General features: G+C 39.8%; 12 protein-coding genes and 1 pseudogene. 8 read left to right on the top strand and 5 right to left on the bottom strand.

Annotation, left to right across the window (positions count from 1 at the left end):
• Positions 1–3: 3 nt before the first annotated feature.
• Positions 4–1,272, bottom strand: a complete 1,269-nt coding sequence (locus HH219_RS11995) for an ABC transporter permease (protein WP_064435820.1) — start codon at positions 1,270–1,272, stop codon at positions 4–6.
• A complete protein-coding gene (locus HH219_RS12000; RefSeq protein ID WP_054455885.1) occupies positions 1,272–1,958 on the bottom strand; it encodes an ABC transporter ATP-binding protein in 687 nt (228 codons plus the stop codon). The genes HH219_RS11995 and HH219_RS12000 overlap by 1 nt, the downstream gene beginning before the upstream one ends.
• 186 nt (positions 1,959–2,144) lie before the next feature.
• On the opposite strand from HH219_RS12000, the gene HH219_RS12005 reads away from it, so the two are divergent.
• From HH219_RS12005 to HH219_RS12035, 7 genes are all read left to right on the top strand, one after another.
• Positions 2,145–3,251 carry a phosphoribosylaminoimidazolesuccinocarboxamide synthase gene (locus tag HH219_RS12005; protein WP_054203020.1) on the top strand — a complete coding sequence of 369 codons (1,107 nt, stop codon included), beginning with the start codon at positions 2,145–2,147 and terminating at the stop codon, positions 3,249–3,251.
• A gap of 158 nt (positions 3,252–3,409) precedes the next feature.
• A complete protein-coding gene (locus HH219_RS12010; RefSeq protein WP_054455887.1) occupies positions 3,410–4,069 on the top strand; it encodes a methylamine utilization protein in 660 nt (219 codons plus the stop codon).
• Positions 4,062–6,380 carry an EAL domain-containing protein gene (locus HH219_RS12015; RefSeq protein ID WP_169327581.1) on the top strand — a complete coding sequence of 773 codons (2,319 nt, stop codon included), beginning with the start codon at positions 4,062–4,064 and terminating at the stop codon, positions 6,378–6,380. Before HH219_RS12010 ends, HH219_RS12015 begins: the two co-directional genes overlap by 8 nt.
• Complete coding sequence (locus HH219_RS12020) at positions 6,373–7,200, top strand: DUF3034 family protein (protein ID WP_099458990.1); 828 nt, start codon at positions 6,373–6,375, stop codon at positions 7,198–7,200. Before HH219_RS12015 ends, HH219_RS12020 begins: the two co-directional genes overlap by 8 nt.
• Positions 7,200–7,619: a group 1 truncated hemoglobin gene (locus HH219_RS12025; protein WP_169327582.1), complete on the top strand. Its 420-nt coding sequence runs from the start codon at positions 7,200–7,202 to the stop codon at positions 7,617–7,619. Before HH219_RS12020 ends, HH219_RS12025 begins: the two co-directional genes overlap by 1 nt.
• Positions 7,620–7,678: 59 nt before the next feature.
• Entirely contained in the window at positions 7,679–8,461 is a 783-nt protein-coding gene (locus tag HH219_RS12030) for a glycosyltransferase family 2 protein (RefSeq protein ID WP_064435821.1), read from the top strand.
• A gap of 83 nt (positions 8,462–8,544) precedes the next feature.
• Positions 8,545–9,387, top strand: coding sequence for a sulfurtransferase (locus HH219_RS12035; RefSeq protein WP_169327583.1), 843 nt, complete (start codon positions 8,545–8,547; stop codon positions 9,385–9,387).
• Here HH219_RS12035 and HH219_RS12040 read toward each other — a convergent pair.
• The 3 genes and pseudogenes from HH219_RS12040 to HH219_RS12050 form a co-directional block, all read right to left on the bottom strand.
• Entirely contained in the window at positions 9,384–10,904 is a 1,521-nt protein-coding gene (locus HH219_RS12040) for a sulfotransferase (protein ID WP_249118513.1), read from the bottom strand. The genes HH219_RS12035 and HH219_RS12040 overlap by 4 nt on opposite strands.
• Positions 10,905–10,968: 64 nt before the next feature.
• Positions 10,969–13,402: pseudogene (locus HH219_RS12045) on the bottom strand (TonB-dependent receptor).
• A gap of 170 nt (positions 13,403–13,572) precedes the next feature.
• Positions 13,573–13,929 carry a DUF5522 domain-containing protein gene (locus HH219_RS12050; protein ID WP_169327585.1) on the bottom strand — a complete coding sequence of 119 codons (357 nt, stop codon included), beginning with the start codon at positions 13,927–13,929 and terminating at the stop codon, positions 13,573–13,575.
• 56 nt (positions 13,930–13,985) lie between these two features.
• On the opposite strand from HH219_RS12050, the gene HH219_RS12055 reads away from it, so the two are divergent.
• The gene (locus HH219_RS12055; protein ID WP_169327586.1) at positions 13,986–14,312 is read left to right on the top strand and encodes a hypothetical protein; all 327 of its coding nucleotides are present in this window, start codon (positions 13,986–13,988) and stop codon (positions 14,310–14,312) included.
• Positions 14,313–14,319: the final 7 nt, after the last annotated feature.

Genomic DNA, 14,319 nt, shown 5'->3' on the forward strand with positions numbered 1-14,319 from the left:
CTCTTAAATTTTAATGCTCATGCCATCTGACAATGAGTAAAAATAGGCGCGGGTTGCTGGGATCAAACCAACGATAAAGCCGGCCGCCATAATAGCGCCTATCAACATGAGTTCATAGCTAGAAAGCATGGCTATAGTGATTGTAATACCTGCATGCGCTTGTAAGTAACCAGCAGCAAGAGACATTAATATATAAAATAAGCCGCACCCGAGTAGGCACCCTAAAAATGTTGTTAATAACGATTCCATGCTGATCAGCGTAAATAAATGCCAAGGACGCGCACCTACAGAGCGTAGAATTGCTAATTCACGGCGACGCTGATTGAGACTCGCTAATAGGGTTGTTAGCATGCCAAGTAAACTCACAAGTACCACTACCATCGAAAATAGTAATAAGATTTTTTCTATAATTGTGAGCATTTCCCATAACTCACGTAAAGTAACGCCGGGCATAATTGCCAGTAATGCCTCGGCTTTAAATTGGTTTATGTTACGCCTTACTTGCAAAGTATATAGCGGGGAATCAAAGCCAATTAAAAAAGCGGTAATTTGTTTTGGTTCACCAATCAGATCACTATGCTGCTCATGCTCATGCTCATGCTCATGCTCATGCTCATGCTCAGCGTGGCCGCCAGTGCCACCATGAATTAACTCAATGGCAGCTAATGGGATGTGTAATGTTTTATCAACCGGCGTGCCAGTGGCGTTTAAAATTCCAACCACTGTAAATGGGTTATCATCATGGTGATGAAAACTGGTATTACCCATACCGTGGGAGATAATAATGCTGTCGCCCAGTTTGTACCCTAATTTTTGCGCAACTTGTGCGCCAAGAACAACTTCGTTTAGATGATTAAAAGCGTGGCCGTCGCGAAAGCTCAGTGGTTGCTTTTTAGCAAACTTATAATGTTTAAAATAGTCGGCAGATGTACCAAGCACTGCTTGGCCTTTATGGCTATCACCCAGTGACATTGGAATCGTCCATTTCACGCCGCGTTGGTGTTTAATGTATTCATAGCTTGACCAGCTAACGCTATTATTTGCGTGACCAATACGAAATACAGACGAAAGTAACAGTTGTATATCACCTGTACGGGCACCAACGATTAAGTCAGTCCCCGAAATGGTATTACTAAAACTGGTTTTTGCGTCTACCCGTACACGTTCAATGCTTAGTAACAGCATTACACTAATTGCGATAGTGAATAAGGTTAAAAATGCACTGGCGCGGCGATTGTATAAACTACGAAGAGCAAGCTTTATTAAAATCATTAAATTTGCTCCTGCAATGCGACTAAATCAATACTACGATTAAACAGTGGCTGTAAGCTTTCATCGTGACTAACAAATACTAAGGTGCTGTTAACGGCTTGAGCTTGCGCAAAAAGCAGCGCAATAAATGATTGGCGATTATTGGTATCTAAAGCTGAGGTTGGCTCGTCGGCAATAATGAGTTCAGGAGCGCCAATAAATGCACGGGCAGCGGCAACACGCTGTTGTTGACCAATACTTAAATTAGCAACATTTTGCTGGTGGAATTGGTTATCTAGCCCTAATGCATTTAAAAGCCTTGCAGCTTCAAGTGGGAGGGAAGGACTACAGGTTAATGCCTTTTGATGGCGCTGTTTTGAAAATTGGCACCCAAGAGTGACATTATCAATAGGTGACAAATAAGGCAGCAAGTTAAAATTTTGAAAAATATAGCCAATATGATCGGCCCTAAATGCATCACGTTTACTATTACTGAGCTTATTAAGCTCACAACCAAAAATACTCAGCTTACCAGTTGTTGGTCGGTTTATACCCGCTAACAACGATAATAGCGTTGATTTACCGCAACCACTGGGGCCATGTAAAAAAATATGTTCGCCTTTGGCTATTTGAAGGCGTGGGATGGCCAAGGTGGGCTTGCTTTGCTGTGGTTGCCATTGAAAGCTTAATTCTTCTATATCAATCATTATTATTCAATTACTGCTGAATTTTGATGTTATCTTATAACGTAGAGAATGAAATTCAAACTAAACTGCGTTAAATCGCATTGCGCTTTAATTGTGATTTTAGGCGGTCTCGATTATCATTAGCTCCTTATAACCCCAATACCATACACGTGCTCTTTAAGAGCATGCCATATACTCGGAGATAGCATGACTAGCTATAAAGTTTTAGACGTAAACGATGATTTACCAGTGCGTACCAAAGGTCCTGTCCACAGTGGTAAAGTTCGTTCAGTTTATTGGTTAACAGACGAAGATAGCGCGCGTTTGATCAGTGAAAAAGGCTACCAAGTGCCAAAAGGTACTGAGCTGGCTATTATGATTATTTCTGATCGTATCTCTGCATTCGATTGTATTTGGCAAGGTGAAAATGGTTTAAATGGTGTGCCTGGTAAAGGCATTGCTTTGAACAGTGTTGCCTCTCATTGGTTTAAATTATTTGATAAGGCTGGTCTGGCAGGAAATCATATTGTTGATATTCCGCACCCATATATTTGGATAGTACGCAAAGCGAGCACTGTAAAAGTGGAAGCCATTGCTCGTCAATATATTACTGGCAGCATGTGGCGCGATTACAGTAAAGGTGTGCGTAACTTTTGTGGTTTAGAGTTACCAGAAGGGCTTGTTGCAAATCAAAAGCTTGATGAGGTATTAATTACACCTTCAACAAAAGGTATTATTACTGGTGTTACCGACATACCTGAAGTCGATGACGTGAACATCACACGTGAAAATATTATTAACAACCTTGGTGTGTTTAACTTTAAATCGCCAGAAGATGTAGCCAAATATGAAAAGCTATTAGTTGAAGGCTTTAGCTTAATCAGTGACGAATTAGCAAAACTGGACCAAATTTTTGTCGATACAAAATTTGAGTTTGGTTATGTTGAAGATTTAAATGGCACAAATAAGCTTATATATATTGATGAAGTGGGCACGCCAGATTCGTCACGTATTTGGGATGAAGCAGCGTACCGTGATGGTAAAATTGTAGAAAACTCGAAAGAAGGTTTCCGTCAATTATTAATCAACAATGTTCCAGATAGCGATGTGCTACTTAATAAAGACCGCATGCCGGAGCGCGAACAACTAGCGAAAGATTATGTGTTACCAGAATCAGTTATGTTAGCTGTATCTGACACGTATGTTGGTATTGCGAGTAAAATTGTAGGTCACGATATAACTATTCCTGCCGATCCTCGCGCTGAAGTCATTGCGATACTGGATGAGCAATACGGACTGGTTTCCCATTCTTAGTCATTAGTTTTCAAGTTAACAGAATCAAAAGCCCAAAATTTAGCTATAATTTATAGTGATTGGGCTTTTATTCTTGCATTTAGGGCCTGTCTTTAATTAACTTAGGTTAAAACGAACTCAAGGTATATATTAGTGATGATAAAACAAGGAATCGCCAAATGACATGGCAACTAGTAATCACTAAATACATATTAGGTGTTGCCGGGCTTTTATTTGCGAATAACGTATTTGCAGCTAACCTAACACTTAATTTTGTTGATCAGTATGGCGCTCCTCTGAGCAATACAGTGGTTGAGCATGTAAATGCAAACAGCGTTACGACACAAGATAATTTATCTATTCTTGAAATGGATCAAGTGGATAAGCAATTTTCACCGGTTTTATTAATTGCCCAACAAGGTCAACAAGTTAATTTTCCTAATAGCGATAATATTCGCCATCATGTTTATTCATTTTCACCAACAAAGCCCTTTCAATTAAAGCTTTATTCAGGACAACCTGAAAAGCCAATTACATTTGATAATGAAGGTATTGTTGTTTTAGGCTGTAATATCCATGATTCAATGGTTGGGTATATCTATGTGTCAAAAAATAAGCATGTTTACCAAAGTGACGAACAAGGTCGTATCGAACTTAAAAATGTGACATTACCTGTTCAATTAAGCGCATGGAATCCTTTACAAAAAGCGACGCTTGAAGAGAAAAAAATTATTTCATTAGCGATAAACACACCGAATAATATACAACTTAGCTTGCAAACAGCAGATCCTGCACCGCGCAACACGTTTGGTAATAAGTTTAAGGGTCGCAATGACTAATAGCTTAAAAAATCGCATCATTATTTTATGTGTTGGCTTGGTGCTGCTAACAACAATGGTTAGCCTATTTAGTTTTTGGTGGTCAACCAGCGAATTTAATGAAAAAAAGGTCACACAGGATATTAATGTCGCTGAAAATGTTTATAAGCAATACTTAAGCGCTAAACAAAGCTTATTGCTCACCGCAGCAAAAGTATTGACCTCTGATTTTGGCTTTAAACAAGCGGTAGCCACTCGCGATGCTGATACTATTAGTAGTGTATTATATAACCACAGCCAGCGTATTAATGCAGATTTAATGCTGCTACTTGATTTATCGGGTAAGTTAATTTCATCAAATACCCCGCAGCAGAATTTTAGCAATGATTTAGTACAGTTAATGAGTGAGTTATTAAATAACTCAGAGCAGTCTAATTTTGTTGTATTAAATAATGAGCTTTACCAAGTAATTTTACTACCCGTTAAGGCGCCGCGCACCGTAGCATATAGCTTGGTGGGTTTTAAAATTGATGAAAGTGTTGTGCTGGAGCTTAAAAACTTAACCGGTTTAGATGTTAGTTTTATTGCCAAAGGAGATGATTTAGTACGAAGCTCCTTATTAGAGCGACCAGTTACATTTATACCAACAGAGTACTTCCATAAAAAAACCACCTCACGTATTTTTGGCGAGCAGCTTGTATATCGCAATCGCGATCTTTCTCTACCGTCACTTAACCAGCATTCAGTGAATGTGATGCTCAGTGCTGATCTAACACAAAGCTACAGTGAATTTGAGCGACTATTTTTTACATTAATGTTTCTGGCCGCAATTACGATAGTAATAGGTATTTTCACCAGTAGCCTACTTGCAAAAAATTTGACTATGCCGTTATCGCAGTTAGCCAGTTTAGCGCGTCAATTTGCGCGCGGTAATTATAGCGTTGATGCGATGAGTAAAAAGCAAAGTAGTGAAATTTCAACACTCATTGATGCATTTAAAAACATGGGTAACGATATTCAAGAGCGTGAGCAGCAAATTAGTTTTGCAGCTAAACATGATACCCTTACAGGCTTTTATAATCGTTCAGCAATGCTAGAAGTACTCAATGAGCAGTTAAATAAAGAGCGAGAATATACACTGGTGGCTATCGATATCCGCGGCTTGCGTCATATCAACGATAAGTTAGGCCCCCGCATTGGTGATGATTGCTTAAAAGCAGTTGCAGGTCGTATAGCTGAGTTTTCTGATGAGTTTGGTGGCTTGCATGCACGTATTGGTGGTGATGAGTTTTTAACTGTATTTCCAAGTGATGGTAGCCAGAACTTTAAAAATGACATTGTAGGTTTAATGGCGCAGTTACAGGCTTGCTACACCATTCAGAAATTAAAAATTAACCTGCGTTTTAGTACCGGAGTTGTGCAATATCCTGCTCAAGGCCTAAAAGCGGATGACTTAATTCGTCGCGTATTAATCGCTGTTGATAACGGTGAAAATGCCCATGAGAGTATTCATTATTATCAAGCGGGTGAAGATGAGGAGCATCTAGAGCGCTTAGTAATGATTGATGAGCTTAAGCAGGCTATCGCAGATGACGACGGCCAATTATTTATGACTTACCAGCCTAAATTAAATATTGCTTCACAAAAAATTGATAAAGTTGAATCTTTGATCCGTTGGCAGCAAAAAGATGGCCGTTGGATTTCGCCGGAGCTATTTATTGATTTAGCTGAGCAGTCAGGTTTGATAGTCGAGCTGACCGAGTGGGTTATAAAAACGGTGATTAAGCAGGTTGAACAATGGCAGAAAAATGGCATTTATATGCAAGCTGCAATTAACGTTTCAGCGCAAGATATTGCATACCCTGGATTTCATTCTAATTTAGTGAGCACATTAAAAAATTATTCGGTCGCGCCTGCCTTGATCACAATAGAGCTGACTGAGCGCGATATGATCGAAAATGAAGAGAAAGGCATTCAAGCGCTTGAAAATCTTAAAGCAATAGGGGTGAAAATTTCACTCGATGATTATGGTGTAGGACAGACATCGCTGGGGCGCTTGAAAATGTTACCTATCGACGAGCTCAAACTGGATAAGTGCTTTATTTTAAAACTTGATGAATCAGAAAAAGATCAATTTATTGTAGAATCCACGATCACGCTTGGCCACCAGTTAGGGTTTTCAGTTGTTGCAGAAGGGGTGGAAACCGCAGGGTCACTTGAGTTGTTAAAAAGTATGAAATGCGATCATGTGCAAGGGTATTATTTGAGCCGACCTTTAAAAGCGGATGTTTTTGAACAATGGTTAAAAGAGTATAACAATGAGCATGCTTAAGTTTTTTTTGGGATTTATTGCTTGTTTATTACCATTTAGTAACTTTGCAGGGCAAGGGAAATTATTAGCAACGCCTGGCGTATCGCAAGTTGAAGGTAGCGCGGGTGGAGGTTTAGTCCCTTGGGCGCAATTAGCAGGTTATGCAACAGACGATGAGTTTGCAATCAATGGGTTTTGCAGTCGCGCAGACGTAAGTGATTATACCCTTGATGTTTGTGGTGCGCAGATCAATTTGTTTAATCGTGTTGAATTCAGTTATGCAGAGCAACACTTTGATGTGCCAGCATTAAACACAAAAATAGAGCAGTCAATCACCGGTGCTAAAATCCGTTTATACGGCGATATAGTGTATAGCCAATGGCCACAATTAAGTTTAGGCGTACAACATAAATCACTACGCGATGGCGCCGTAGCAACACTTGTCGGCGCAGAAAAAACAAGCGGTACAGACATTTACCTTGCAGCAAGTAAGCTTCATTTAGGCGCTTTGGCGGGCTACAACTGGTTTTGGAATATGACTACGCGCTACAGTGAAGCGAATCAGTTAGGGTTGCTTGGCTATGGTGGCGCTAATAGTCGTCAAAAATTATTATTTGAAGGCAGTACGGCTATCTTTCTAAGCCGTGATATTGCAGTAGGTATTGAATATCGCCAAAAATCAAACAATTTAGGTTTGGGTGAAGAAGATTGGCGTGATGTATTTGTCGCTTGGATGCCTAATAAGTATGTCAGCGTTACGGCTGCTTGGCTCGACTTGGGCAGTATAGCTGGCGCAGATGATCAAACGGGTTGGTATTTATCAGTAACAGGGTATTGGTAATGAAAAGCACACTAATAATAGTCGCGTTATTGCTGATGCTGGGGGGCTGTAAATCCACTGGTGGTCCAACGTTGTATCAGCAGCTAGATGGTAAAGCAGGAATTGAAAGGTTAATTGATAGCTTTATTAATCAGATTGCGCGCGATGAGAAAATAATTCACTATTTTGAAGATGCAAACATCACGCATTTTCGTGATGGGTTTATTAACCACTTGTGCGCTTTAGCTGACGGGCCTTGTGAGTACATCGGCGATGACATGGTCGCGATTCATACTGGTATGAATATTAATGAGACTGACTTCAATCATGTTGTTGAGTTACTTATTAATGCGATGAATGAACTGAATATCAATCATACAGTGCAAAATAAAGTGTTAGCAAAAATGGCTCCATTACGAGCTGAGATTATTGAAATTTAAACAGTGCTTTATCGATTGCTGTTAGTTTAGGTTATCAAAAGAGTTTTAAAGTGAAAAATATGTCGGAAAGTAAAAAGAATAGAGAAAATAAAGCGCCAATCAGTGTTTTCATCGTCACATTGAATGAAGCTGAACATATTGAAAATACACTTAAAAGTGTCAGCGAATGTGCTGAAGTTATTGTTATTGATTCAGGCAGTACTGATGGCACGGTTGAGATAGCTACAGAGCTAGGTGCAAAGGTAATTTACCATCCATGGGAGGGTTATGCGAAGCAAAAGCAAATAGCGATGGAACATTGTAGCTTTGATTGGGTTTTGAATTTAGATGGTGATGAAGAACTAACGCCTTCTGCATTACAGGTCTTATGTAATGCTATGGAGGAAGATAAATATACCGCAGTGCGTTTAAAACGTATTGATCGCTTTATTAATAAGTTTCCAACTGGTTGGGTTAAAAAGCCAAATAATGTCAGGTTCTACAAAAAAAGTGATGCATGTTTTAATGCCAAAAAATTGGTTCATGAAAGTGCCACTGTAGAAGGTAAAGAGCTTTATGCTAAAGAGTATTTTTTACATTATGGTTATAACGATATCGACACCTTAACAGCCAAAAATAATACTTACTCAAGCTTAAGAGCAAAAGAAAAAATTATACAAGGTAAGCGCTATTCTATTTTGAAATTATTGCTTGTTTTTCCTATTACATTTATTAAAGAGTATATATTCTGTCGATTTTTTCTGTTTGGTAATCGAGGGTTTATAAAATCAATGATGACCGCTCATTATGCTTTTTTGAAAGAAGCAAAGTTATATGAACAAAATAAAAAGCAAAAAAAATAAACCTATTTTTGGTTTGTTTGTATTTTTAGCATTATTACCCGCTGATATTGTCAGTAAATATTGTAGGCAGCAACATATAAAGTATGAAAAATTTAGTAACCGCCACGTGGTTAAATGAACATCTAACCGACCCTAAACTCGTTATTTTTGATGCAGGAATGATGCGTCCTGGTTTACCTGGGCAATATCAGCCTCACGCTAAGCTACCCAATGCTTTGCGCTTTGATTTTAAAAAGCAGTTAGCGGATTTATCCAGCGGCTTATCGCATACTATGTGTAGCCCTGAGCAGTTTACCGAGCAAATGCAATTGCTGGGTGTTGATAATGATTCACTTGTTGTTATTTATGAAGATGGCGGGCTATTTAGTGCCGCGCGTGGCTGGTGGATGTTTAAAGCAATGGGCTTTGACAACGTTAAGGTTCTCAGTGGCGGTTTAGCTAAGTGGCAATCACTCGGTTACCTCACTCAAGTTGAATACAGCCAAAATCACCACAAGGGTAATTTTAAAGCAAGAGCGCGTGTAGGGTACTTTATCGATACAGCAGCCGTGTTTAATGGTATTGATGACGATGATGTACTTTTGCTTGATGCACGAAGCTATAAGCGTTTCACTGGCGAAATGGCAGAGCCTCGCGAAGGTATGCGCAGTGGGCATATTCCTAATAGTTGTTCATTACCGTTTGCAGCATTACTCAATGACGGGGAAGCTAAGCCACTGACACAAATAAAAGCGGCGTTTGAGACGGTAATAGATGGTCAAAGTATCTTACAGTTTAGTTGTGGGTCGGGCGTAACAGCGTGCATATTGGCATTGTTTGCTGATGAATGTGGCTACGAAAACTTACATGTATACGACGGTTCATGGAGTGAGTGGGGCGGCCGTGATGAGTTGCCTATCGAAACCGGCTCTAGCCCAGCACGTTAAAGTGCAAACCCGTAGTGTTGCCAGTAATTAATGGCTTTGTTATTGAGAGGCTGGTGTACTTGTACTTTACTTGCCGTTGCTGACGGGCTCTGTTGTTTGTAAAAATCTAAACATTGTTCTTGCCACGTTAAATCACAAAATGCATAAACCCGCTGTGTGCTTGCAATCGGATTAGTTACGAGTTCTTCGTACTTTATAGTGATTACATTATCAGGGTATTTATTTGTAAAGTGCTCAATCAAATCACCGCAGTCTTCATAAAAGTTCTTTATATTATTTAAGTTATAGCTGTAGTGATGAAAGGGACTTGCTGGATTATAAAGTTGGCGAAAATTAGCAATACAGCTGTCTTTTTCCCCGCGTTGCATACAAATAATTTTAGCACTAGGAAAGGCTGCTAAAATTAAATCAATATAATAAAAATTGAATGGCTGTTTATCGCAGCTACGTAGCTGTGGATCCACTAGTTGCGTAATACGCTGTTGATATTGAGCCAATTGTGTTGTTAGTTCGCTATTTTTATACACGGCATTGATTACGCTACTATTTAACAGCTGAGTATTATTGCCTTGGCAATGCTGGGCAATGTCATTGAGTTCACCCACCCCTTGTACGTGTGCTGACTGGTTTATTATTTTCTCCATCAAAGTAGTGCCGGAGCGCGGCATACCCACAATAAACAATGGTGCAAAATTGTTGTGATTTATTTGCGGCCTATGATCGTCACTTAAAGCGATAAGCTGCCTACAAAATTCACGATGGGCTTGTGCGTTATATTTAACATTTTGATAGATAAGTTTTTTACTTGTATTAAAGTGAGTAAAGGCCTGCTTATAATCAGTGCAATGTTCATAATTAAGTGCAATTGCGTGGTGCAAAAATTGCTGCTGTATCGGGGTTTTAGCGTACTCGGTTAAACCTAAAAGCAGTTGTAAATGCTGCTTAGCCTGTTGGTTATCGTTAAGTTCGGCCAGTGAATAGTGAGCCTGAAAATGCTGCGGGTGTTGTTTTATAAGTGAATGCAGTAGCTGTACTGCATCATTAAATTGCCCCATTATTTTATACGCTACAGCTAAGTTATAGCTCATCTGTGGATTTGTAGGAGCATGTTGATGAGCCTGCAGTTGCCATTCTAACGCGAGTTGATAGTGCCCTAAACGAGTTAGTACATTGGCAATTAAATCGCACTCAATAGCATTAAACTGTGTGTGCTTTACTGCTTTATTAATCGCTTGTTGCGCATCTAACAGCTTGCCACTGAGTACCGCTAATTTTGCCAAGTGAGCAAAGTATAATGGCATTGGATCAATGCTAATCGCTTTATTGAGTAGTTTATGTGCCTTGCTATTATCGTTTGCAGCAATGTTTATTTGCGCGAGTAAAAAATAGCTAAAGTGATCATTCGGTGTGTTGTTAATATTACTGACCAGTAATAAATGCGCGTCGTTAAGCTTGCCATGGTTAATAGCGTGCTCAATTTGTTGTTGTAGGTTTTTTTGAACGGATGTTAATTGCATAGTAATAAGCATAAAAGCCTTGGCGTAAAACACCAAGGCTTTTTTAGTTTACAAAGAGTTGTTATTACAGTTCAAAGTTATACGTAAACTTCATACCAATAGTACGAGGTGTGGTAGTGAAATGGCCATACACACGTTGTAATTCAGGCAGTTCTTTATTTAGCTCTTCATACTTAGCCATGCCAGCCCATGATTTATCACGGCGTACCGAGGTAAACGCGTACTTATCGAATAAGTTATCAACATAGAGAGTGGCTGACCACATATCACCGGTTAACTTGGCTGATAAGTTACTCAGTGCATAACCTGAAAGTGTTTCGCCATCAGCTTTTAAGCCGACTTTAGTGATCACATTACTTTGCGCGGTCATACCGTAGTTAATGCTTAGCAATTTATCATCGAGTACATCTTGCTCGTAACGTAGGCCAAATGAAAACTGGTGCTCAGGCGCGCCTGGTAAACGGTCGCCATCAGAGCCATCGTAATATGTTTGATACTGTGCGTATTCATCGTCCAGTACACCTAATAACTCAGGAGCATCTTCAGTTAACTGTGCCTTTGCATAAGCATAAGTGGCGTAGGCAGTCCAGTTATCAGCAATCATTGCGCGAGATGAAATTTCCACGCCCTTTGAGTTAGCTGTAGCTGCATTTGAGGTGATTAGCTCTTGACCATTTACGGTTGCAGTACCTACTTGTGCGTCTTTCCAGTCAACGTTAAATAGCGCCGCATTAAAGTGTAAGCGATTTTTAAACCAGCTTGATTTAAAACCTAGCTCATAGTTTACTGTGGTATCGGGTTCATAACCAATTTCATTTGGAAGAGCACAGACTATTTGCTGTTCAGGTAATATATCTGGGCAAGGTGCTAGACCGTTGCCACCGCCAATTCTAAAGCCTTCACTTACGGTAAAATAGGCAAGTACACCAGAATTAAATGTGTAATTAGCATTAAATTTAAATAAGTTACCGTTATCACTGGCGCTCGTATTCACCATTGTAAGTTGATCTAATGATGAAAAATCACCTGAGTACAACGGTGTTGCTGAGCCAGATGTTGTTGATACATCATACTCGTAAAAACGCGCGCCAAGTGTCACGTTAAATTGCTCGGTAAAGGCATACCCTACCTCACCAAATAAAGCTTGTTCAGTGATCTCAGAGTCACTGACTAAAATATACTCGAGGTCTTGTTGCAGATTAGGAATATCATCGCCCCAAAACTCAGTTAAACCGGGTGTGTATTCGCGATCGTCTGAGTGAGTTTCAAGTTTGTTGTAATAACCACCGACAATCCAGTTAAAAGCGCTATCAGAGTTAGACACTAAACGAATTTCTTGAGTGAAACTATCACGTTTTGACGTATCCAAAGTTTGCGCTACAAACGCAGGGAAATCAGCATAACCACTCCAAATATCGTAAAGCAAATCAGTTTGGTCACGTTGCCCAGATTGCTCATAGCTTGACCAGCCTGATGCCGACACAAGTTCAGCAAAGCCTAAATCAGCTTTGATCTCTAAACTTAATAAATCGTTTTCTTCTTCACCCGGCTCAAGAATACGCGCGGCATTTTCATATTGACCAATCATACCGTGTAATGGGTTGGTATCGCTTAGTGAATTATATTGCGATGTTGAATTGCCACCGTTTTCTTGCTTTTGATAAAAGTAGTTAAGCGTAGCCTCAACCGCTTCATTAGCTTGCCAACGCAGTGATACACGACCAGTAGTGATTTGCTCATCATTTACGTCACTAACACGGCGTAAGTTGGCGTTTACATCTTGCTGATTGGTAAAATCTGGATTTGGGTTTGATACACCGGGGTTTTGCACCACGTAGTTATAATCGATATAACCTGGGTTAGTGTAATGATTTACACTGGCGCGAATAGCCAACACATCCTCAATTAAAGGCGTATTGAATACCAAGCCAAACTCACCGCCCGTACCGTCACTTTCATTTAATGCAAATATATCACCGGTTACTTGGCCTTCTGTAATATCAAGCTCAGGCTGCTTTAATAAGTAACGAATAGCGCCACCTAATGTACCAGCACCATACAAAGTGCCTTGCGGGCCAATAAGTACTTCAACACTGATCAACATCAGTTAAACGTAAATCAATATTAAGTGGAATTTCGCCCACATAAGTAGCAACAGTACCGCCGTCAGAAATACGATCAGAGGTATTGGTATTTAAGCCGCGGACAATAATCGGTGAGCCTTCACGCCCGCCTTGATCAGAAATAGTTAAACCGGGCACCCAACGCGCTATATCTTCAAGATCACCAATGTTTTGATCTTTGATCACATCGCCATCAAGAGCGGTAATATTAAGGGGGGCTTCTTGCACTGAACCCGCACGACGCGTTGCAGTTACTTGAATAGTTTCGATTGCTTTATCTGCTTGAATTGCTGATTCAGCGGCTGATAGTGGTTGGCTATTAAATAAAATGGCAGAAACGGCAGAGGCAAGTAACGCAGGTCTAAAGGCAGTCATGTTCATTTTCCGAATAAGTTACAGTATATTTATGCTTAAAAAGTAGCCTAAACCACTTTGTAAGGCGCAATTAAGTAAATTCTTAGTGAATTTATATCCAATTGTAATGTATTTTTATTCTGTTAGTCATGCGTTATTTGCAATATTATTTAAATTATTTGAATAACTATTTACTGTTTTCGGTACGGGCAATTTTTACAGTTGTTTTTGCAGCAGTTGCCGCGCTTTAAAAAAAACCAACGACTGAATACCATATAGCCGTTTTGCATCTCATAATCGAGGCGTTCAATTAAATTAGCATTATTTTGAAAGGGCTTAGCAAAAGCGACTTGTTCTTTAAGGGGGCGCTGATACAGCGTGTTTAAAAATGTATTAATTTTTTCCAAAGTACACACTTGGCATAAACAGCTGGTGGTTGTGCTATCAAGCGGTAAAATAGCAGGCAGCTCATTGCACCAACAGGCATTGATATTATCAACATTGCAGGTGAGAGTAGCTTGGCATTGCGAACAGGCTAAAGTAGTCATTCAATATTCATTTAAGCTTTAATAATTATCATCTATAGAATAACAGATAAACACATATGAACAGAGCACAAGCCTTAGCAGAATTTACCACCTTTGGTAAACACAAAGACGAAGCCATCGGCATTATTGTTTCATCACTAGCAGATGATCAAAGCCCAGCCTACATATTAACGCTCGAAGCCGTACTCGATGTGCTCACTCGATGCCTTGCCGGCGAGATAGATTTAGACGATCTTGAGCTGTGGGCCAATGTTATTGAATCAAGAACCGACATAGACCACAGCGCTGTCGAAGGCGCAATTTATGCCTTAAGTAACAGCGAACAAATGGGTGAGATCGATAATAGTAAAATTGAGAGACTGGTTGAGTTGTTGAGAATTTAGCCGTCAG

Origin of the sequence: Pseudoalteromonas sp. NEC-BIFX-2020_015 (assembly GCF_012952265.1) — a bacterium.
GTDB lineage: Bacteria > Pseudomonadota > Gammaproteobacteria > Enterobacterales > Alteromonadaceae > Pseudoalteromonas > Pseudoalteromonas neustonica.